Source organism: Pseudomonas sp. 25 R 14, from assembly GCF_900004755.1.
GTDB lineage: Bacteria > Pseudomonadota > Gammaproteobacteria > Pseudomonadales > Pseudomonadaceae > Aquipseudomonas > Aquipseudomonas brenneri.
Map to the genome: position 1 here is coordinate 1 of NZ_CVTS01000008.1, position 21,610 is coordinate 21,610.

Consider the following 21,610-nt stretch of genomic DNA (forward strand, 5'->3'; position numbering starts at 1 on the left):
CAACGGCAGTTGCTCAAGGCCCTGAACCTGCGTGGGCATGCGGCGATGCACAGCATCAAGGTCGATACCCCGCAGGACAAGACCTGGCGTGAAGGCAAGCTGCCCGACGCCCTGCACAAGGCGCGCGCCCATCCGCAATGGTCGTCGCTCAACCCTCACCCAAGGTTGAGCCAGGCCGAACGCCAGGAACAGATCGAAGCCCTGGCCCAGCGCCTGGACGAGGCTTAAGCCGCCAGCAGTTGCCGGGCCTTGGCCTTCAGCACCTCAAGGTCCAGCACCGGCACGTGCATGTCCTTGGCCTGTTCATCCCAGTGGCGCATGCGCAGGCTCACCGCGCACAGCGGATCCTGCTCGAACGCTCGGGCCTCATCGGCCGTCATCACCCCGCCCTGGTAACCCAGGGTACGGCGGCTGGCCTCGCTCAAACGGTCGTAATAGTCCGGCTGGCTGAAGGTCAGGTAGCGCTTGGCCTGTACGTGATATTCCACCAATTTTGCCAGGCGCTCACTGAAGCCGGCGCGCCGCAGATAGTCGGCGCCCAGGCGTTCATGGCTGACTACGCCGTAGCCGCCCATGTTCTCGCCACCCTGGCCGCAGATATGCCCGATATCGTGGAAGAACGCCGCCAGCACCACTTCGTCGTCGAAGCCCTCGGCCATGGCCAATTGCGCGGCCTGGGACATATGCTCGATCTGCGACACCGGCTCGCCAATGTAGTCGGCTGCGCCATGCCGTTCGTACAAGGCAAAGACTTGCGCGATAACGTGTTCAGCTTGCATCACACTTCCCCCCACAGCTCAGTGATATTGCGCTCGGCCATCGCCGGCCCCACGCTCATGCCTACGCCCGTATGCATCAAGGCCACGCTCACGCCATCTGCAGCGCGCAGGAACGAAAACGGCCCCGGCCCACGGGAACCATAGACGCCCTGCCAGCGTTCCACGACCTGAATCTGGCAACCCAGGGTCTGTTCTGCCAGCTCGATCATCCAGTTGTCCACCTGTTCGGCATTGAACGGTGACGGATCGCTGCCGTAATGGTGGGAGTCGCCGATGATCAACTCGCCATACGGTGTCGGGCTGATCAGCAGGTGGATGCCGTGTTCATGCAGGTGCGGCACATCCCGCAGGATCTGCGCCTGCACTGGCGCCGCTTCCGGCAAGTCGGCAAAAGCGCCGTAGTGCACGCAACTCAGGCCTGTCAGCAACGCATGTTGCAGGTTCAGGTCGACCTTGGGCCGGGCACGGAGCATTTGCAGGTGGCAGATCTGCGGGTTGAGTTCGGCGATCTGCTCGGCCAACAGGGTCTGGTAGTCGTGGCCGGAGCAGACAATGATCTGCTCGCCGCGAAAACTCCCGGCGGTGCTGTGCAGTTGGCCGGGTTCGATATCACGCACCAGGGTGGAGAAGTGGAATTCCACCTTGAGTTCGCGGCACAGGTAGTTGATCAGCGCAGGGAGGGCTTCGCGTGAATACAGCTGCTGATCGTCCAGGCCGTGCAAGGCTGCGCGATGATGGCGAAACTGGCCGCCATACAGATCATTCATCGCAGCGCCTTGCAGCAGGTTGACGCGGTAACCGTATTCCTCGGCGCGACCGGCGCAAAACGCTTCCAGCAAGTGTTCTTCAGCTTCGGTGCGGGCAAACAGGTAGGAGCCATTGCGCTTGAGTTGCAGGTTCGCCAGTTGTGCCCATTGCCCCCAGATATCACGGCTTTGCCGGGCCAGGTCGAGCATCGGGCCTGGTGGTTGGCCGGTGACCAGCGCCTGGCCGAAGTTACGCACCGAGGCGCCCAGGGGCGTGGCCGTGCGTTCGAAGACCTTGACCTTGAGGCCGCGCTTGGCGGCGGCGTAAGCGTGGGACAGGCCGAGGATGCCGGCGCCGATGATCAGTAGGTCAGTGTGGTGTGTCATGGTGTTCGCCCCCTGTAGGAGCGAGCTTGCTCGCGAAAAACCTGAGGGCGCAGCGTGCATTCTGACTGCCCGCGTTATCGTTCACGTTCTTCGCGAGCAAGCTCGCTCCTACAGTGTTAGCAACGGTTGAAGTTATTGTTTTTCCGACTTGCCGTCATAGCGCTTGCGCCACTCAGTCAGGATGTTATCGCGGTTTTTCGAGGCCCAGGCAAAGTCGTTCTTGATCAGCCGTTGCTCGTAGTCCGCCGGCAGCTCGGTCTGCGGCTTGGCAATACCCGGCTGGGCCAGGACCGCGAAGTTTTCCTTGTACAGCTCCATCGCAGCAGGACTTGCAGAGAAGTCGGCGAGTTTCTGCGCCGCTTCCTGATGCGCGGTTCCTTTGATCACGGCGGTGGCTTCAATGTCCCAGCCCAGGCCTTCCTTGGGCAAAACGATATCCAGCGGCGCGCCCTGGCGCTTCAACTGCACCGCTGGGTATTCAAAGGAAATCCCGATCGGGAACTCACCGGAGGCCGCCAACTTGCACGGCTTGGAGCCGGAGTGCACGTACTGGCCGATGTTCTGGTGCAGATCATCCATGTACTGCCAGCCCTGCTTCTCGCCGAAGGTCTGCAACCAGGCGCTGACGTCGAGGAAACCGGTGCCGGACGATGCCGGGTTCGGCATGACGATCTTGCCCTTGTACTCGGGCTTGGTCAGGTCCTGCCAGCTGATCGGCTTGCTCAGGCCCTGCTTTTCGGCTTCGACGGTGTTGAAGCAGATAGTCGCGGCCCACACGTCCATGCCGACCCAGGCCGGCGGGTTGGCGGCGTCGCGGTAGTTCTTGCCGATCTTGTCCAGATCCTTGGGCGCGTAGCTTTGCAGCATGCCTTGCTGATCGAGGATCGCCAGGCTGGACGCCGCCAGGCCCCATACCGCGTCGGCTTGCGGGCGGGCTTTTTCCGCCAGCAGCTTGGCAGTGATGATCCCGGTGGAGTCACGCACCCACTTGATCTCGACGTCCGGGTTGGCCGCTTCGAAGGCTTTTTTGTAGGTCTTCAACTGCTCGGCTTCGAGGGCCGTGTACACGGTCAACTCGGTTTTTGCGGCAAAGGCATTCAGGCTGAACGCGGTGAGCACAGCAGCGGCGAGGGCCAGGGGCTTGAACATGGTGCGTTTCCTTGTGTGGGGCAGAGTTATTGACCGGGCGCGGTTTGGCGCCAGGCCTGGGAGCGGCGCAACAAGCCGCGTGAGGCCCACGCCAGCAGCAGCGAGACGCCGGCTGAAGTGAACAGAATCAAGGTCGACATGGCCGCCGCGCCGCCAACATTGCCGGCGTCGTCCATGTTCAACACGGCGACTGCGGCGAGGATGGTGTCGGGGCTGTAGAGAAAGATCGCCGCCGAGACGGTGGTCATCGCCGAGACAAACAGGTAGCGCAGGATGTCCAACAGCGCCGGCAGGCAGATCGGCACGGTGACCCGCAGATAGTGGCGGTACAACGGCGCCTTGAGCGACAGCGCAGCGGCTTCGAACTCGGCGTCGAGTTGGCGCAGGGCGGTCGTGGCGGTCATTTGCGCAGTGGTCAAATAGTGAGCAATGGTGCATACCACCAACAGCGTCATGCTCCCGTAGAGCACATGCAGCGGGTTGCCATTGAGGTTGAAAAAGAACACATAGCCCAGGCCCAGCACCAAGCCCGGTACCGCCATCGGCACAAAACTGAGCATGCGCAGCGCCAGGTTGAGGCCTTTTTGCCCCTTGGTCTTTTCCATCAGGTAAGCGCCGGTGAAGATCAGCACACTGCCGATCAGTGCGGTGCAGATCGCCATGGTCAAACTGTTGCGATAGGCCAGCCAGCCGCCGCCGGCGGTGTCGTTGAACTGGTAGTGGTTGAGCGACAGCGACAGGTTGTACGGCCAGAACTTCACCAGCGACGAATACACCGCCATGCCGAATACCAGCAGCAACACCGCGCAGATCAGCAGCACAATCGCCAGGTAGCAACCATCCCGCAGGCGCGACGGCGCCGGCTGGAACACTTGGGCGCGGCCACTCATGGAGTCGCCGTGGCGCCGGCGCAGCCAGGTATCCACCGCGAAACTGAGCAGCGCCGGCAGCAGCAACACCATGCCGATCAGGGCGCCGCGACCGAACTGCTGCTGGCCAACCACCGCCTTGTAGGCTTCCAGCGCCAGCACTTGATAGTCGCCGCCCACCACCACGGGCACGCCGAAGTCGGTGATGGTCAGGGTGAATACCAGGCAGAACGCGGCGAACACGGCCTGACGCGTCGCCGGCCAGGTGATGCTGCGAAACGCCCGGGCCGGGCTGGCGCCCATGCTCGACGCGGCATCGAACAGCCGCGCATCCGCCAGGGACAGCGCCGACAGCAGGATCATCAGCGCATGGGGAAAGGTGTAGATCACTTCACCGAGGACAATGCCCCAGAAGCCGTAGATGTTGTCTGACAGCAGGCCGCGCAACATGCCCTGGTTGCCGAACAGATACACCAGGGCGATGCCCGGCAACATCGAGGGCGCCATCAGCGGCAGCAATGACAGACCACGCCAGAGCGTCTTTCCGGGGATCAGCGTGCGTTGCAGCGCGTAGGCAAACAGATAGGCCAGCGGTACGACGATGGCCGCAACGCTGAGGGAAACCTTGAGGCTATTGCCCAGCAGCCAGTGGAAGTTGGCGCTGGTCAGCAGTTCGCGCGCCGCCACCAGCCCGCCGCCCTGCCCGTCTTCAGCGCTGAAGCCGCGCCAGAAGATCGCCAGCAACGGCAACAACACGGCGATGCCCAACAGGCACAGCAGCAGCAACTTGCCGCCCACTACAAAGATGCGGTCGCCGATTTCGGCACGGGAAACCTGGCGAGCCACGCGGTCGGGTATCGGCAGGGTCATGTCAGCGGCCATCTCAGGCAAACACCTGCAGGCTGCGCGGTGGCAGCGCGACCCAGATATCCTGGGCGCCCAGGCGCGGCATGGCTTCCGGCGCCAGTTCGGCGAGCATGGGGTGACCGGGCAACTGGTCCAGCTCGAAACTCATGCGGCAACGGTTGCCGAGGAAGGTGATCTCGCGGACCTTGGCCGGGAACAGGTTTTCTTCATGCACCGGCGGGTTGACGCTGATCGCTTCCGGCCGACAGAACAGGCGGCCCGACGCGGCTTTACCGCAGTCATCGGCCAGGCGCACATTCATCCCACCGACCTGGGCGTGGCTGGCGCTGTTGCGGCTGAACGGCAGCCAGTTGCCCTGGCCGACAAACTCGGCCACGAATGGGGTGGCCGGGCGGTCGTAAATCTCTTGAGGAGTGGCGTACTGCTCAACCTTGCCGTTGTTCATCACAGCGATGCGGTCGGCCATCAGCATGGCTTCGTCCTGGTTGTGGGTGACCATCAAGGTGGTGATGCCCAGGCGGCGTTGCAGCTGGCGCAGTTCGGTACACAGGTGCTCGCGCACCCGGGCGTCGAGGGCCGACATCGGTTCATCCAGCAGCAACAGCGACGGGGCCGGCGCCAGGGCGCGGGCCAGGGCGACCCGTTGCTGCTGGCCACCGGACAGTTGGCCGGGGTATTTCTTTTCGCTGCCGGTCAGGCCGACCAGTTCCAGCATCTGCGCCACGCGCTTGCGCACTTCATCGCGGCCGCTGCCGGTCAGGCCATAGCCGATGTTGGCCTCGACGCTGAGGTTGGGAAACAGCGCGTAGGACTGGAACAGGATGCCGTAGTCCCGCGCCTGCGGTGCCAGTAGGGAAACATCGCGATCACCCAGGTACAACTCGCCGCTGTCCTGGCGTTCCAGGCCGGCGATGCAGCGCAGCAGAGTGGTCTTGCCACAGCCCGAGGGGCCGAGCAGGCACACCAGTTCACCGGCGTCGACATCCAGGGACACATGGTCCAGGGCGGTAAAGGCGCCAAAGCGCTTCTGGATACCACGCACCTTCATCGGCGCGCCGGGGTTGAGCTGGGCTGTGTGCATGGTGACACCTCATCGAACGGATGAAGGCCATGCTAGGGAGCAAATGCGTCCCTGTTGTGGCAGGAAGGCAAAAGCGGGTGATAGTGGTATTGGTGGATTTGGGTAGGGTTGCGGAGTTGTGGTGACTGGCCTGGCGTTATCGCGGGCAAGCCCGCTCCCACATTTGGGGCTGTGAATACATTCAAATGTGGGAGCTGGCTTGCCTGCGATGGCGATTTCAAAGCCACCAACACCCTCAGAGTGGCGACATTTCCTGCGCCAACCCCAGAAACGCCGCCGGCAGCCGCGCACCTTTGCGCTCCTTGAGGCAATACAGGTACTCCGGAATCTGCGGCGCATTCTCGATGGTCAGCACCCGCAACTGTGGATCATGGGGCACTTCCTGGCGGGCAATGATGCTGATGCCGATATTGCGCAACACCGCCTCGCGGATCGACTCACGGCTGCCGATTTCCAGCAGCGGCCCATAACTCACGCCCGCGCCAGCGAGCATTTCTTCAGTCAGGCGCCGCGTGGTAGAGCCTGCCTCACGCATCAACAAGGTATGCCCGGCCAATGCACTGAGTGGCACATGCTCCAACACCGCCAACGGATGATTGCGATGCACCGCCAGCACCAGCGGGTCGGTACCCAGCACCCGGCGGATCAGGCGAGGATCTTCCAGCAGTTGCGATGAGGCCGCGACGTCCACCCGGTAGTCATCCAGGGCTTCAAGCACCTGCTGGGAGTTGCCGATTTCCACTGAGACTTCCACCTGCGGCAGCCGCTCGCGGAAGGTCTTGACCAGATCGAGGATGTAATAAGGCGCGGTGGCGGCAATTCTCAGGGTGCCCTGGACCTGGCCGCTGTTGCGCAGGAAAAACTCGATATCCGCTTCCTGCTGCAACAACGCCTTGACCATCGGCAACAGCCGCGCGCCCTCGTCGCTGACGGTGAGGCGGCGGCCACCGCGATAGAACAGCTCAACCGAGTACTGGCTTTCCAGATGGCGAATCTGGGTGGTCACCGTGGGCTGGCTCAGGCCGAGTTTTTTCGCCGCCTGGGTAATGCTGCCCAGGCGGGCGACCATGTAAAACGCCTTCAGCTCGGCACTCAGCACACCACCCTCTCATCGACTATTTGCGCAACAGGCGCAGACCATTGAAAACCACCAGCAGGCTCACGCCCATGTCGGCGAAGACTGCCATCCACATAGTGGCCATGCCCAGGAAGGTGACCGCAAGGAAGATCGCCTTGATCACCAGCGCCAGGGCGATGTTCTGCTTGAGGATACTCGACGTTTGTCGCGACAAGCGTATGAATGCCGGAATCTTGCGCAAATCGTCGTCCATCAGCGCCACGTCGGCGGTCTCGATGGCGGTGTCAGTGCCAGCGGCGGCCATGGCAAAGCCAATCTCGGCGCGGGCCAGGGCCGGGGCGTCGTTGATGCCATCGCCGACCATGCCGACCCGGTGGTTTTTGCCGTACAGATCCTCGATGGCCTTGAGCTTGTCGGTGGGCAGCAAATCGCCCTGGGCCTGGTCGATCCCCACCTGGGCGGCAATTGCCTGGGCGGTGTGGGTGTTGTCGCCAGTGAGCATCAGGGTCTTGATGCCCAACTCGTGCAACTGCTGGATGGCTTCGCGGCTGCTGTCCTTGACCGTGTCGGCCACGGCGAACAGCGCCATTGGGCCGGACTTGTCCAACAGCAACACCACGGACTTGCCTTGTTTCTCCAGGGCGAAGAGTTTTTCTTCAAGGGCTGGCGAGCACAGGCCCAGCTCTTCCACCAGGCGGTGGTTGCCCAGGTGATAGACCTCGCCGTTGATTTCGCCACGGACCCCGCGCCCGGCCAGGGCCTCGAAGTTATCCACAGCGAGCAGCGCCAGGTTTTTATCCACAGCCGCGTTGGCGATGGCCAGCGATACCGGGTGATCGGAGCGCCCGGCAAGGCTGGCGGCCAAGGCTGGGGCATTGTCATTGGCGGACAGCGCCAGGTAGTCGGTCTGGACCGGCTTGCCATGGGTGATGGTGCCGGTCTTGTCCAGGGCCAGGTAGTCGAGCTTGTAACCAGCCTCCAGGTACACACCGCCCTTGATCAGGATGCCTTTGCGCGCCGCCGCGGCCAGGCCGCTGACGATGGTCACCGGGGTGGAAATCACCAGGGCGCATGGGCAGGCAACCACCAGCAGCACCAGCGCACGGTAGATCCAGTCGAACCACACCCCGCCCATGAACAGCGGCGGAATCAATGCCACGCCCAAGGCAAACAGGAACACCGCCGGGGTGTAGATTTTCGAGAAGCTGTCGACAAAGCGCTGGGTCGGCGCCCGCGAGCCCTGGGCCTGCTCCACCGCATGGATGATGCGCGCCAGGGTGGAGTTGTTAGCGGCGGCGGTCACCCGGTATTCCAGGGAACCGGCTTGGTTGATGGTGCCGGCGAACACTTTGTCGCCCACGGTCTTTTCAATCGGCAGGCTTTCCCCGGTGATCGGTGCCTGGTCGATGGTGGATTGGCCCGCGGTGACTTCCCCGTCCAGGCCAATGCGCTCACCGGGGCGTACCCGCACGATGGCGCCCAGTTCAATGACTTTGACCTCCTGTTCGACCCAGCTACCGTCAGCCAAGCGCACCGTGGCCCGCTCCGGTGTCATCTGCATCAAGCCGCTGATGGCATTACGCGCACGGTCCAGGGACTTGGCTTCGATCAACTCGGCCACGGTGAACAGGAACATCACCATGGCCGCTTCTGGCCACTGGCCGATCAGGATCGCACCGGTAACAGCGATGCTCATCAGCGCGTTGATGTTCAGATTGAGGTTCTTCAGGGCAATCCAACCCTTTTTGTAGGTCGTGAGGCCGCCACTGAGGATCGACACCAGCGCCACCAGAGCCACCACCCAAGTCGGCGCGGCGTTGGTGAAATGGATCACCTCCGCTGCCAGCGCGCCGACACCGGACAGGGCCAGCGGCCACCAGGGCTTCTTGGCCGCAGGTTCGGCGGCAGGCGCACCCTCTTCGATCGGATCGGCCTGCATGCCCAAGGACTTGATGGCTTCAATGATCGGCGCGGTGCTCGGCAGGTCGTGGGTCACGCCGAGGATGCGGTTGATCAGGTTGAATTCCAGCTGCTGCACACCGGCCAGCTTGCCCAGTTTGTTCTGGATCAGCGTTTGCTCGGTGGGACAGTCCATGGCTTCGATGCGGAAGGTGCTCAGCCGCGCGTTGGCGCTAGGCGCTTCGGTCAACGTCACCAGGGATGGCGCAGCCGCGCCGGAACAGCAGGAGCCGCCATGATCGTGCTTTTGCACAGGCTGCAGTTTTTCGCCGTGATCATGATCGTGGTCGTGGTCATGCTTATGCGGGGTGTGAATGGAATCGCTCATTGTGTCGCGTCCGTGAAGGTGCCTGTTGCCAAGTAAAGACCCTGTAGCCACTATAGGGTCAAGCACCCTTTTGGAGATTGCTGCGATGAAGATCGGCGAACTGGCAAAACTGACCGACTGCCCGGTAGAAACCATCCGTTATTACGAGAAGGAAGGCCTGTTGCCGCCGCCTGCGCGCAGTGAGGGCAACTACCGCCTGTACACCCAGGCCCACACCGAGCGGCTGACCTTTATCCGCAACTGCCGCAGCCTGGACATGACCCTGGAAGAGATCCGCAGCCTGCTGGGCCTGCGCGACAGCCCCCAGGACCAGTGCGAAAGCGTCAATGCCCTGATCGACGAGCATATCCATCACGTCAAGGCGCGGATCGATGGGTTGTTGGCGTTGCAGACGCAACTGCTCGACCTGCGCCAGCGCTGTGGCGAAGGGCCGGAGATTGATCAGTGTGGGATTTTGCAGCGGCTGGAAGTCAGCGGGAGTGTGGCGACCAGTGAGGCGGAGCATTCACATGTCGGTAGAAGCCATGGCCATTAACTAATGTGAACGCCAACCAAATGTGGGAGCGGGCTTGCCCGCGATAGCGGTGGACCAGTCAATTAAGATGTCGACTGATACACCGCTATCGCGGGCAAGCCCGCTCCCACATTTTTTGACCGCGTTTAGATCAGACCGCCATCGGCGCGGTCATCGGCGCATGGTGCTCATAGCCTTCCAGCGAGAAGTCGCCCGGCTCGATCAACTCCAGCCACTCCGGCTGGTATACACCGGTCTTGGCAAACTCCGGCACGCGGTCGCTGATCACCAGCTTGGGCGCAGCGAATGGCTCGCGCTTGAGCTGCTCGTTGAGCATGTCCAGATGGTTTTCGTAGACGTGGGCATCACCGATGAAATAGGTGAACCAGCGCGGCGTGTAGCCGGTCAGGCGGCCGATCAGGCTCAGCAGCGCAGCACCTTCGGTCAGGTTGAACGGCGTGCCCAGGCCCAGGTCGTTGGAGCGGATGTAGAGGGTCAGGGAAATCTCCCGGGTCTCGACATTCGGGTGGAACTGGTACAACAAGTGGCACGGCGGCAGGGCCATTTCATCGAGTTGGGCGCAGTTCCAGCCGTGGAACAGGATGCGGCGGCTGCCCGGGTCCTTGATGATGGTGTCGACACACTGGCGTATCTGGTCGATGGCCTTGTACAGCACCACGTAGGCCTGGCCGTCTTCCTCGCCTTCGGCGATCTGGCGATAGCCTTGGGCCAGGGTCTGCTCGATAGCGGCCTGGTTGCTCAGCGGGATCTGCTTGTACGCCGGCCACTTGCGCCATTGCACACCGTAGATTTCACCCAGGTCGTCATCGCCCTGGCGGAACGGGTTGGCCAGCCACTGTGCGTTTTCGTTGGCGTTCTGGTCCCACACCTTGCAGCCCAGGGCGCGAAACTCGGCAGCATTGTTCACCCCGCGCAAAAAGCCGCACATCTCGCCGATCGCCGACTTGAAGGCCATTTTGCGGGTGGTGATGGCCGGGAAACCTTCCTGCAGGTCAAAGCGCAACATCGCACCGGGGAAGCTGATGGTGTTCACGCCAGTGCGGTTGGCCTGCTTGGTGCCATTGTTGATGACGTGGGAAACCAGCTCTAGATATTGCTTCATGTCATTACCTGTATCGGTGAAGCCGAGGCCCATGAGCCTCGGCGTTCGAATTTATAGCGCGGTGTTCTTGATCGCCTGCGGGCGATTGTAAGCCCACCAGAGCATGCCCAGGCCTGCCAGAATCATCGGAATGCTGAGAACCTGACCCATGGTCAGCCAACCGAACGCCAGGTAACCCAACTGCGCATCCGGCACCCGCACAAACTCGACGATGAAACGGAAGATCCCGTAGAACAGGGCAAACATCCCCGACACCGCCATGGTTGGCCGTGGTTTGCGCGAGAAGATGTAGAGGATCAGGAACAGCGCCACGCCCTCAAGGGCGAACTGATACAACTGCGACGGATGACGCGGCAATTGCGCCGGATCGCTGAACGGCGGGAACACCATGGCCCACGGCACGTCGGTCGGCTTGCCCCACAATTCGGCGTTGATAAAGTTACCGATACGCCCGGCACCCAGGCCAATCGGCACCATTGGCGCGACGAAGTCCATCAACTGGAAGAATGACTTGCCGTTGCGCCGGCCAAACCACCAGGCCGCGAGCATTACACCGATAAAGCCGCCGTGGAATGCCATGCCGCCCTTCCACACCTCGAAAATCAGGGTCGGGTTGGCCAGGTACGCGCTGAGGTCGTAGAACAGCACATAGCCCAGGCGTCCGCCAACGATCACGCCCATGGACATCCAGAACACCATGTCGGAGAGCTTTTCCTTGGTCCAGGTCGGGTCGAAGCGGTTCAGGCGCCGGGAAGCCAGCAGCCAGGCACCGCCGATGCCGATCAGGTACATCAAGCCGTACCAGTGGATTTTCAGCGGACCGATGGCCAGGGCCACCGGGTCGATCTGCGGGTAAGGCAGCATTGCGACTCCTCGTTAAATCATTCGTTAGTGCGCACGGACCATGCCGGTGGGCGATTAAGCCTGCGTTACAGCAGTTCGATCAAATGAAGAAGTTCGCCCCCACGCCAAGCAGCCTGGCATGTTAACGGATGGGAGGCATCTGGCCCAACTTCGATACGATGGATAGCCGGCGGCTCTATGGGTAGAGTGGGCAAAAACACAGAGGTAATACCTTATGTGCCTGATTGTTTTCGCCTGGCGGCCGGGCCATGCCCAGCCGCTGATCGTCGCGGCCAACCGTGATGAGTTCTACGCCCGGCCCAGCCTGCCCCTGGCCCAGTGGCCGGATGCACCGCAGGTTTATGCCGGCCGCGACCAGGAAGCGGGCGGGACCTGGCTGGGGGTCGGCGCCGATGGACGGTTCGCCGCGCTGACCAATATCCGCAACCCGCACCAGCCACCGGCGCGCAAGTCCCGTGGCGAGCTGGTAGCGCGCTTTCTCAACGGGTCACTGCCAATTGACGACTATTTAGCCGATGTTAACGGCAGATCAATTGAATATGCCGGGTTCAACCTGTTGATCGGGACGCGGGACGCGTTGTGGCATTACAACGCCAATGAGTCGACGCCCACGCAACTGATGGCCGGGGTCTATGGGTTATCCAATGCCGGGCTGGATACGCCGTGGCCGAAACTGCTCAAGGCCAAGGCCGCGCTGGCCGAAGTGTTGGACGATCCGCAGCCTGAAGCCTTGCTGGGAATTTTGAGCGACCCGCAGACCGCCCCCTTTGCCGAGCTGCCGGATACCGGGGTGGGGCTGGCGACGGAGAGCCTGTTGTCGAGTGTGTTTATCGCCAGCCCCAGTTATGGGACGCGAGCGAGTACCGCGCTGATTGTGCATGCCGATGGGACGCGGCGGATGGTGGAACGTAGCTTCGGGCCCCATGGTGGGCGACTCGGCGAGGTAGACATCAACCTGTAGGCGCGAGCTTGCTCGCGCCTACAGGGTTTTCGTCGCGGTCGGATTGATCATCCGCGCCAACCCCAGGCTTTTCAGGGCCAGTTGCAGCGAGCTGTGGATAACTTGCGGGTTGTCGATGGTCATCAACTCCGCCAGCAGTTCCTTGGCCTTGCTCAGGTTAATCTGGCGCAGCATCCACTTGACCTTCGGCAAGTTGGTGGCGTTCATCGACAGGCTGTCAAAGCCCATGGCCATCAACAGCACCGCCGCCGCCGGATCACCGGCCATTTCCCCGCAGATACTCACCGGCTTGCCTTCGGCATGGGCATCGCGCACTACATGTTGCAGGGCTTGCAACACCGCCGGGTGCAGGTAGTCGTAGAGGTCGGCCACCCGAGGGTTGTTGCGGTCCACGGCCAGCAGGTATTGGGTCAGGTCGTTGGAGCCCACCGACAGGAAGTCCACCTGCCGCGCCAGTTCCTTGGCCTGGTACACCGCTGCCGGGATTTCGATCATCACGCCAATTGGCGGCATCGGTACATCGGCACCTTCGTCGCGCACTTCGCCCCAGGCACGGTGGATCAGGTGCAGGGCTTCTTCCAGTTCGTGGGTGCCGGAGATCATCGGCAGGAGAATGCGCAGGTTGTTCAGGCCTTCGCTGGCCTTGAGCATGGCGCGGGTCTGGACGAGGAAAATTTCGGGGTGGTCGAGGGTAACGCGGATGCCGCGCCAGCCAAGGAAGGGGTTGTCTTCCTTGATGGGGAAATAAGACAGTGACTTGTCGCCGCCGATGTCCAGGCTGCGCATCGTCACCGGTAGCGGATGGAAGGCGGACAGTTGCTCGCGATAAATCGCCAGTTGCTCCTTCTCGCTAGGGAAACGCTGGTTGATCATGAACGGCACTTCGGTGCGGTACAGCCCCACCCCTTCAGCGCCACGTTGTTGGGCACGCGCGACATCCGCCAGCAGGCCAGTATTGACCAGCAGCGGCACACGGTGGCCGTCGAGGGTCACGCAGGGCAGTTCGCGCAGGGCATCAAGGCCCTGGGACAGCTGGCGCTCCTCTTCTACAATTTCGGCGTACTGCTTGCGCAGCACGTCGCTGGGGTTGGTGAAGACCTCGCCACGGTGCCCGTCGACGATCATCGAGATGCCGTCGACCTTGGCATACGGCAGGTCCACCAGGCCCATCACCGTCGGGATGCCCATGGCACGGGCCAGGATCGCCACGTGGGAGTTGCCCGAGCCCAATACCGAGACCAGACCCACCAGTTTGCCTTCCGGCACTTCGCCGAGCATGGTGGCGGTCAGTTCTTCACTGATCAGGATGGTGTTGTCGGGGTAGACCAGGTTGGTGCTGCGATCTTCCTGCAGGTAGGCCAGCAGGCGGCGACCGAGGTCACGTACATCCGAGGCGCGCTCGCGCAGGTACGCGTCGTCCATCAGTTCAAAGCGGTTGACGTGGTCGGTGACCACCTGGCGCAGTGCGCCCTGGGCCCACTGGCCGGTCTTGATCACCGTCTTGACTTCATTCCCCAGGGACGCGTCATCCAGCATCATCTGGTAAACGTCGAACAGCGCCCGTTCCTCGGGGCGCAACTGGGTGGCCAGCTTGGTCGACAGGTTGCGCATATCGGTGCGCACGCCTTCCAGGGCGGTCTTGAACAGTTTGATTTCAGCGTCGATGTCGTCGACGGTCTTGTCCGGCACCACATCGAGATCGGCCGGTGGCAGCATGACCACCGCGGTACCGACCGCCGCGCCCGGCGAACCCGGCACGCCGACGAACTTGGCCTCCTGGATACCCTTGCCCTGGCGACCCAGGCCACGAATCGAGCCGGTGGCTTCGGCATGGGCGATAACCCCGGCCAACTGCGCGCTCATGGTCACGAGGAAGGCTTCTTCACCTTCGTCGAACTGGCGGCGTTCTTTCTGCTGGATGACCAACACGCCGACAACACGGCGGTGGTGGATGATCGGGGCACCGAGGAAGGAGGCGTAGCGTTCTTCGCCGGTTTCGGCAAAGTAGCGATAGCGCGGGTGATCGGCCGCGTTCTCAAGGTTCAGGGGTTCTTCACGCGTCCCCACCAGGCCCACCAGACCTTCATTGGGCGCCATGCTGACCTTGCCGATGGAGCGCTTATTCAAGCCCTCCGTGGCCATCAGCACAAAACGGTTGGTCTCGGGGTCCAGCAGGTAAACCGAGCAGACCTGGCTGCCCATGGCCTCCTTGACGCGCAACACAATAATCCCCAACGCCGCCTTGAGATCCTTGGCGGAGTTAACTTCCTGGACGATCTTGCGCAGCGTATTGAGCATGGCTCGGGGTCGAACTCCGTCGTCAGTCGCGCGCTAAAAGGCGCGGGGCAAGCTCTTTGAGAGCGCGACGATAAACCTCGCGCTTGAATGTCACCACCTGGCCCAACGGATACCAATAACTGACCCAGCGCCAGCCATCGAACTCCGGTTTACCGGTCAAATCCATCCGCACCCGCTGCTCATTGGAGACCAGGCGCAGGAGAAACCACTTTTGCTTCTGGCCGATGCACAGCGGTTGGCTGTGGGTACGCACCAGGCGTTGCGGCAAACGATAGCGCAACCAGCCTCGAGTACAGGCGAGAATTTGCACATCTTCACGTTCCAGGCCTACTTCTTCGTTCAACTCGCGGTACAGGGCGTCTTCAGGGGTTTCGTCGGGGTTGATCCCGCCCTGGGGAAACTGCCAGGCATCTTGGTTGATACGGCGAGCCCATAGCACCTGTCCGGCATCATTCGTAAGAATAATCCCGACATTTGGACGGAAACCATCGGGGTCGATCACGGCAACAACCTCGCAAACGCATGTCGCCGCATTGTTCCACAAAGCTTGTTGCAGCGGCAACGAGGCTGCTTACCTTATGTGCACTCTTGTGAAAAGACCGTATTCTGGACGCCTTTTTACAGACTTTTCAGCGAGTAACCGCAATGCGCCTGGCTTTATTCGACTTGGACAACACACTTTTGGGCGGCGACAGTGACCACGCCTGGGGTGATTACCTGTGTGAGCGCGGCATTCTTGATGCCATTGCCTACAAGACCCGTAACGATGAGTTCTACCAGGATTACCTGGCCGGCAAGCTGGACAACGCCGCGTACCTGAACTTCAGCCTGGAAATCCTCGGCCGCACCGACATGGCCCAACTGGATGAATGGCACCGCGACTTCATGCGCGATTGCATCGAGCCGCTGATGCTGCCCAAGGCGGTTGAACTGCTGGCCAAGCACCGTGCTGCCGGTGACACGCTGGTGATCATCACCGCCACCAACCGCTTTGTCACCGCGCCGATTGCCGCACGTTTGGGGGTTGAAACCCTGATCGCCACCGAATGCGAGATGGCTGATGGCCGCTACACCGGACGCAGTACGGATGTGCCGTGCTTCCGTGAGGGCAAGGTGACACGTTTGAATCGGTGGCTGGAAGAGACCGGGTATAGCCTGGAGGACAGCTATTTCTATAGCGACTCGATGAATGACCTGCCGCTGCTGGAGCAGGTGACTCATGCGGTGGCGGTGGATCCGGATGCGAATTTGCGGGCGGAGGCCCAGAAGCGCGGGTGGCCGGTGATCAGCCTGCGCGGCTGATAACCCGAATCCCTGTAGGAGCGAGCTTGCTCGCGAAAAACCTGAGCGCGACACGTTTAATCAGTGGGTACGCGTTATCGTTGACGTTTTTCGCGAGCAAGCTCGCTCCTACAATGGTTTGACGAATGCTAGACCGGCTTGGCACCCATCAACCCGGCAATCGCCACAAACCCCACCAGGCTCACAACCGCCAGGGCCAGGGTGAATTTCGCGCTGCCCGTACCACCCAGGCGCAGGCGATTGAGGCGCACCACCAGCCAGAACCAGGCCAGCGCCGCCACGGTGTAGATCACACTGGAGCCCAGGATCCAGGTCTGCCCCAAGGGCCAGCCGATCAGGTGCACCAGCCACCAACCGGTAAATGGCATGCTCACCAGGCTTACGCCCATCAACAGCCAGACAAACAGCCATGGCCGTTGCAAGGTAATCGCCGGGCCCGCGCTACGCTTGCGCCAGGTCAGCACGGCCAGTGCCAGGCCACTGGCCAGTAACAGCACCGTCGCCACCATGTGGAGAGTCTTGAGGGTCGTCAGGTATTCCATGTTTTCGATTCCTTAATGGCCGCCCAGTCAGCGTAGTCGCTCAACCGAGGAACAGCTGATAAGCCGGGTTGTCGCTTTCATCCCAATACGGGTAACCAATTGCCTCCAGCGCCGCCGGCACCAGGTGACGCTCATTGGCCGGCACTTGCAGCCCGGCGACCACACGGCCGTCCGCCGCACCGTGGTTGCGATAATGGAACATCGAGATGTTCCAGCGTCCGCCTAATTTGTTAAGAAAGTTGAACAACGCCCCCGGACGCTCCGGGAACTCGAAGCGGAACACCACTTCATTGCTCACGTGCGCCGCATGCCCGCCGACCATATGGCGGATGTGCAGCTTGGCCAGTTCGTTCTCCGTCAGGTCCAGCACCGGGAAGCCCTGCTCGGTCAGGCTGGCGATCAGCGCGCTGCGCGGGTCGTTTTCCGGGTGGGTCTGCACTCCGACGAAAATGTGTGCTTCGCTGCCGGAGTGGTAGCGGTAGTTGAATTCGGTGATCTGGCGCTTGCCCACGGCCTCGCAGAAAGCCTTGAAGCTGCCCGGACGCTCGGGGATGGTCACGGCAATGATCGCTTCACGACCTTCGCCCAACTCGGCGCGCTCAGCCACATGACGCAGACGGTCGAAGTTGACGTTGGCCCCGGAGTCGATGGCAACAAAGGTCTGGCCGCTGACGCCACGGGTCTCCACATACTTCTTGATCCCGGCCACACCCAATGCACCCGCCGGCTCGGTGATGGAGCGGGTGTCGTCGTAGATGTCCTTGATCGCCGCACAGATTTCATCGGTGCTGACGGTGATCACTTCGTCTACATAGTCTTTGCAGATATCAAAGGTGTGCTGGCCGATCTGCGCCACTGCCACGCCGTCGGCAAACAGCCCAACGGTCGGTAACACCACGCGCTCGCCAGCGGCCATGGCGGCTTGCAGGCAGTTGGAGTCGTCGGGTTCGACACCGATGATCTTGATCTCGGGGCGCAGGTATTTCACATAGGCCGCGATACCGGCAATCAGGCCGCCACCGCCCACCGGGACGAAAATCGCGTCCAGCGGCCCTGGATGCTGGCGCAGGATCTCCATCGCCACCGTGCCCTGCCCGGCAATGGTGTGCGGATCATCGTAGGGGTGAATGTAGACGTAGCCTTTTTCGTCGACCAGCTTCAACGAATACGCCAGCGCTTCCGGGAAGGAATCACCGTGCAGCACCACTTTGCCACCACGGGAACGCACGCCTTCGACCTTGATCTCCGGGGTGGTCTTGGGCATCACGATCGTGGCCTTGACCCCCAGCACCTTGGCCGCGAGGGCCAGGCCCTGGGCATGGTTGCCGGCCGAGGCGGTGACCACGCCACGCGCGCGTTCCTGGGCCGTCAGTTGGGTCAGCTTGTTGTAAGCGCCGCGAATCTTGAAGGAGAACACCGGCTGCAAGTCTTCACGCTTGAGCCAGACCTTGTTACCCAGGCGCTCGGAGAGCTGGCGGGCGGTCTGCAACGGGGTTTCCACGGCAACGTCGTAAACGCGCGAGGTGAGGATCTTCTTGACGTACTGTTCGAGCATCGGAAAGCATCACTGGGCGGGTTGGGCAGGGCCGAGGAGTCTAACCCGCCTCTTGGCCGGACGACCACACGAATCCAGAGGTTTTGTTGGGTTATACTCGCGCCCCTCTTTACTCCCCGCCCGTTCCGGAGCCCGCATGACCCAGGATCAACTCAAACAGGCAGTGGCCCAGGCCGCCGTCGATTTAATCCTTCCTAAACTCGACGATAAAAGCATCGTCGGTGTTGGCACCGGCTCCACCGCCAATTGCTTTATCGACGCGCTGGCCCTGCACAAGGGCGCGTTCGACGGCGCCGTAGCCAGTTCCGAAGCCACCGCCGCGCGCCTCAAGGGCCATGGCATTCCGGTGTACGAGCTCAATACCGTGAGCGACCTGGAGTTCTACATCGACGGCGCTGACGAAAGCGACGAGCACCTGAACCTGATCAAGGGCGGCGGCGCAGCCCTGACCCGCGAGAAGATCGTCGCGGCCGTGGCCAAGACCTTTATCTGCATCGCCGACGCCAGCAAGCTGGTCCCGGTGCTGGGCAACTTCCCGCTGCCGGTGGAAGTGATCCCCATGGCCCGCAGCCACGTGGCCCGCGAGCTGGTAAAGCTGGGCGGCGACCCGGTGTACCGCGAAGGCGTGCTGACCGATAACGGCAACATCATCCTCGATGTGTTCAACATGCAGATCACCAACCCGGTGGAGCTGGAGACCCAGATCAATGCCATCGTTGGCGTGGTCACCAATGGGTTGTTTGCCGCGCGCCCTGCCGATGTGCTGCTGCTGGGCACTAGCGAAGGCGTGAAGACCCTCAAGGCCTAAGTCCACGCAGAACCCCTGTGGGAGCGGGCTTGCTCGCGAATGCGGTGTGCCAGTGATGGATATGTTGACTGACACACCGCATTCGCGAGCAAGCCCGCTCCCACATTTTTGATCGCGTCCCGTCCGATGGACATGTAACAAAAACGCTACTTTTCGCAGCAACCTCTCCCCCGCCCGCCCCAATTTGTGCGCCAGGTCACGGCATCCCCCGCCGCATCTGGTATCAAATCCGTTACAACTTATAGCCAGGCGACCCCCACTTCCAACAACGCGCCAATCCGCGACCGCCCCATGGAATGAGGCGCGCATTGTGCAATCGGTCCCGCCGAGCAACTCCCTCAACCCCTTCAAGGAAGATCTTGTGATCAAGCCCCTAGCTCTCGCTGTCAGCGTTGCCTGTGCCCTGCTTTCGACACAATCCAACGCCTACGACTATGGCGAACACGCCAATGTCACCCTGGAAAAACTGATCACCGACTACCCTGGCCGTTATCGCGGCACGGCCAATTTTGCCGGCGCTGCCGACTGGATGCAGAGCCAGATGGGCAATGCCTACGCCATCAGTCGCCAGGACTTCACCTGGAACGCCGGCAGCCGCGCCTCACAGAACGTGGTGGCCTACGCTGCCGGCACCAAGGCGCAGTACGTGGTGATTGGCGCGCACTTCGATACCTTTTTTGGCCGCCCGGCCTTGCAAGGCCTGGACGACAACGGTTCCGGTGCCAGCGTGCTGACCGAAGTGGCGAAGAACCTCGGCGGCCTGCAACTGGAAAACGGCTTGCAGATCGTCGGCTTCGGCGCCGAAGAGGAAGGCCTGCGCGGCTCCCGGGCATTTGTCGACTCGCTGAGCGCCAGTCAGCGCGCCAATATGCTAGCCATGATCAACCTCGACAGCCTGATCACCGGCGACATGATGTACGCCCACGCTGGCCAGAACAGCACCGCCAACCCGGCCCTGGCGTCGCTGCGTGAGCACACGATGCAGATCGCCAAGGAATTGAACATCAACCTGTTCACCAACCCCGGCCTGGACCCGAAATACCCCGCAGGCACCGGTTGCTGCAGCGACGGCGAAGCCTTCGAGCCGCTGAACATTCCCATCCTTTATATCGAAGCCACCAACTGGGAACTGGGCGACCTGGACGGCTACACCCAGACCGACAACCCGGCGATCCCCGGCGGTTCGACCTGGCACGACCCCAACGAAGACAACAAGACGGTCCTGACCAATGCTTTCGGCCAGGAACGCATCGACCAGCGCCTGCGCGACTATTCGCGCCTGCTCAGCCGCCTGGTGCTGGAGCTGACCAATGCCGACTTGATGGCCTCCACCACCTCGGGCGGTGCGGTTGCGCGCAATATGCAGGACAACCTGCAGCGCCAGCACCAGGCCATGGTGCGTTTGCACGATCGCCGCTGGCTGACGTTGCAATCGGCCAGCCGTGAAGTGGGCAGCTTTGATGGCGAGATCGGCGTGGACGGCGAGTACAGCCCGGACAGCGGCTTCGACACCGCCCCTAACCCCGAAGCCCGGCGCCTGGGCCTGCATGCCCTGGGCGACTATCAACTGAGCAGCAACCTGAACATCGGCGCCAGCCTCAGCTACCTTAACGGTCGCGACAAACTGGAGCACCGTGGCAAGCTGCAAAGCGACACCTGGCAAGCCGCAGTCTATGCCTTGTTGAACGATGGCGGCCCAACCTGGCTGGCCGGCGACCTGAGCGTGGGCCACAGCAGCTTCGACTCAAAACGTAACCTGGTGATCCAGGCCAATGGCGGCCCCGTGCTGCTTAACCAGCAACTGACTGGCGAGACCGATGCCTTGTCCCTCGGCGCTCGGGTGCTCGGTGGTTATGACTTCGACCTGGGCACCCTCAAGACCGGGCCGTTTGCCGGGCTGGACTACAGCCACTACCGCATCGACAAGTTCCACGAGAAGCAGAACCTGCGCACCGCCCTTGAATATGAAGAACAGTCCTTCAACTCCCTGGAAGCCAGCCTCGGTTGGCGCGTACGCGGTGCTGTGGCCCTGCCTTACGGCTTGAGCCTGATGCCCTACGGCGACATCGCCTGGGTCAAGGAATTGGCCGACGGCCGCCTGGACGACCTGGACCTGACTGCACGGGCGGATGGCCAGGTGCGCACTGCGCGCCTGGGTTCAGTGGACAAGAGTTTTGGCCGCGCACAGGTCGGCAGCCAGTTGGCAATCACCCCGCAGCTTGGGGTGTACGCCGAAGTGAACGGCCGCCTGGGCCATGCCGAAGGCAGCCAGACCGGCTATTCCCTGGGCGTGCAGTGGATGTTCTGAGCCCCATACGATCCTTGTAGGAGCGAGCTTGCTCGCGAAGAACGTCAACGCCAACGCCAACGCGTTCAGTCTGGTTAAACGCGGTGTTCTTG

19 protein-coding genes are annotated in these 21,610 nt (G+C 62.0%); 6 read left to right on the forward strand and 13 right to left on the reverse strand.

Annotation, left to right across the window (positions count from 1 at the left end):
* A partial coding sequence (locus tag BFQ03_RS00940) for a DUF3482 domain-containing protein (RefSeq protein ID WP_139115619.1) occupies positions 1–228 on the forward strand: 228 nt, incomplete at its 5' end.
* On the opposite strand, the gene BFQ03_RS00945 is transcribed toward BFQ03_RS00940, so the two are convergent.
* The 7 genes from BFQ03_RS00945 to BFQ03_RS00975 all read right to left on the reverse strand — a co-directional run bounded on the left by BFQ03_RS00945 (position 225) and on the right by BFQ03_RS00975 (position 9,243).
* Positions 225–779, reverse strand: coding sequence for a phosphonate degradation HD-domain oxygenase (locus BFQ03_RS00945; protein WP_032858849.1), 555 nt, complete (start codon positions 777–779; stop codon positions 225–227). The genes BFQ03_RS00940 and BFQ03_RS00945 overlap by 4 nt on opposite strands.
* A complete protein-coding gene (locus BFQ03_RS00950) occupies positions 779–1,912 on the reverse strand; it encodes a TIGR03364 family FAD-dependent oxidoreductase (protein WP_032858850.1) in 1,134 nt (377 codons plus the stop codon). The genes BFQ03_RS00945 and BFQ03_RS00950 overlap by 1 nt, the downstream gene beginning before the upstream one ends.
* A 132-nt stretch (positions 1,913–2,044) precedes the next feature.
* Positions 2,045–3,061 (reverse strand): putative 2-aminoethylphosphonate ABC transporter substrate-binding protein, encoded by a 1,017-nt coding sequence (locus tag BFQ03_RS00955; RefSeq protein ID WP_029289369.1) that lies wholly within the window; start codon positions 3,059–3,061, stop codon positions 2,045–2,047.
* 26 nt (positions 3,062–3,087) lie between these two features.
* On the reverse strand, positions 3,088–4,812 hold the full coding sequence (locus BFQ03_RS00960) for a putative 2-aminoethylphosphonate ABC transporter permease subunit (RefSeq protein WP_065942327.1): 1,725 nt from the start codon (positions 4,810–4,812) through the stop codon (positions 3,088–3,090).
* A 1-nt stretch (position 4,813) separates the two neighbouring features.
* Entirely contained in the window at positions 4,814–5,878 is a 1,065-nt protein-coding gene (locus BFQ03_RS00965) for a putative 2-aminoethylphosphonate ABC transporter ATP-binding protein (RefSeq protein WP_065942328.1), read from the reverse strand.
* A 235-nt stretch (positions 5,879–6,113) separates the two neighbouring features.
* Positions 6,114–6,977, reverse strand: a complete 864-nt coding sequence (locus BFQ03_RS00970) for a LysR family transcriptional regulator (protein ID WP_065942329.1) — start codon at positions 6,975–6,977, stop codon at positions 6,114–6,116.
* 16 nt (positions 6,978–6,993) lie between these two features.
* The gene (locus BFQ03_RS00975) at positions 6,994–9,243 is read right to left on the reverse strand and encodes a heavy metal translocating P-type ATPase (RefSeq protein ID WP_065942330.1); all 2,250 of its coding nucleotides are present in this window, start codon (positions 9,241–9,243) and stop codon (positions 6,994–6,996) included.
* An 85-nt stretch (positions 9,244–9,328) separates the two neighbouring features.
* On the opposite strand from BFQ03_RS00975, the gene cadR reads away from it, so the two are divergent.
* Complete coding sequence (cadR, locus tag BFQ03_RS00980; protein WP_032858858.1) at positions 9,329–9,778, forward strand: Cd(II)/Pb(II)-responsive transcriptional regulator; 450 nt, start codon at positions 9,329–9,331, stop codon at positions 9,776–9,778.
* 130 nt (positions 9,779–9,908) lie between these two features.
* Here cadR and BFQ03_RS00985 read toward each other — a convergent pair whose 3' ends face one another.
* Together BFQ03_RS00985 and lgt are read right to left on the reverse strand one after the other, a co-directional pair.
* The gene (locus tag BFQ03_RS00985) at positions 9,909–10,880 is read right to left on the reverse strand and encodes a thymidylate synthase (protein WP_065942340.1); all 972 of its coding nucleotides are present in this window, start codon (positions 10,878–10,880) and stop codon (positions 9,909–9,911) included.
* A gap of 51 nt (positions 10,881–10,931) precedes the next feature.
* Positions 10,932–11,744 (reverse strand): prolipoprotein diacylglyceryl transferase, encoded by an 813-nt coding sequence (gene lgt, locus BFQ03_RS00990; RefSeq protein ID WP_032858860.1) that lies wholly within the window; start codon positions 11,742–11,744, stop codon positions 10,932–10,934.
* A 214-nt stretch (positions 11,745–11,958) separates the two neighbouring features.
* Here lgt and BFQ03_RS00995 point away from each other — a divergent pair, with 214 nt between their 5' ends.
* Complete coding sequence (locus BFQ03_RS00995; RefSeq protein ID WP_065942331.1) at positions 11,959–12,705, forward strand: NRDE family protein; 747 nt, start codon at positions 11,959–11,961, stop codon at positions 12,703–12,705.
* 18 nt (positions 12,706–12,723) lie between these two features.
* Here BFQ03_RS00995 and ptsP read toward each other — a convergent pair whose 3' ends face one another.
* Together ptsP and BFQ03_RS01005 are read right to left on the reverse strand one after the other, a co-directional pair.
* A complete protein-coding gene (gene ptsP / locus BFQ03_RS01000) occupies positions 12,724–15,003 on the reverse strand; it encodes a phosphoenolpyruvate--protein phosphotransferase (RefSeq protein ID WP_032858864.1) in 2,280 nt (759 codons plus the stop codon).
* A gap of 22 nt (positions 15,004–15,025) precedes the next feature.
* Positions 15,026–15,505: an RNA pyrophosphohydrolase gene (locus BFQ03_RS01005; protein WP_032858866.1), complete on the reverse strand. Its 480-nt coding sequence runs from the start codon at positions 15,503–15,505 to the stop codon at positions 15,026–15,028.
* A 143-nt stretch (positions 15,506–15,648) separates the two neighbouring features.
* Between BFQ03_RS01005 and BFQ03_RS01010 the strand changes: the two genes are divergently transcribed.
* Positions 15,649–16,305 carry a histidinol-phosphatase gene (locus tag BFQ03_RS01010; protein WP_032858867.1) on the forward strand — a complete coding sequence of 219 codons (657 nt, stop codon included), beginning with the start codon at positions 15,649–15,651 and terminating at the stop codon, positions 16,303–16,305.
* A 128-nt stretch (positions 16,306–16,433) separates the two neighbouring features.
* Here BFQ03_RS01010 and BFQ03_RS01015 read toward each other — a convergent pair whose 3' ends face one another.
* Positions 16,434–16,847, reverse strand: a complete 414-nt coding sequence (locus tag BFQ03_RS01015; RefSeq protein WP_032858870.1) for a DUF2269 family protein — start codon at positions 16,845–16,847, stop codon at positions 16,434–16,436.
* Between the two features lie 40 nt (positions 16,848–16,887).
* On the reverse strand, positions 16,888–18,402 hold the full coding sequence (ilvA, locus tag BFQ03_RS01020) for a threonine ammonia-lyase, biosynthetic (protein WP_032858872.1): 1,515 nt from the start codon (positions 18,400–18,402) through the stop codon (positions 16,888–16,890).
* A gap of 136 nt (positions 18,403–18,538) precedes the next feature.
* Here ilvA and rpiA point away from each other — a divergent pair, with 136 nt between their 5' ends.
* Together rpiA and BFQ03_RS01030 are read left to right on the forward strand one after the other, a co-directional pair.
* The gene (rpiA, locus tag BFQ03_RS01025) at positions 18,539–19,210 is read left to right on the forward strand and encodes a ribose-5-phosphate isomerase RpiA (protein WP_029289406.1); all 672 of its coding nucleotides are present in this window, start codon (positions 18,539–18,541) and stop codon (positions 19,208–19,210) included.
* Between the two features lie 361 nt (positions 19,211–19,571).
* Entirely contained in the window at positions 19,572–21,518 is a 1,947-nt protein-coding gene (locus BFQ03_RS01030) for an autotransporter domain-containing protein (RefSeq protein ID WP_065942341.1), read from the forward strand.
* The last annotated feature ends 92 nt before the right edge of the window (positions 21,519–21,610 follow it).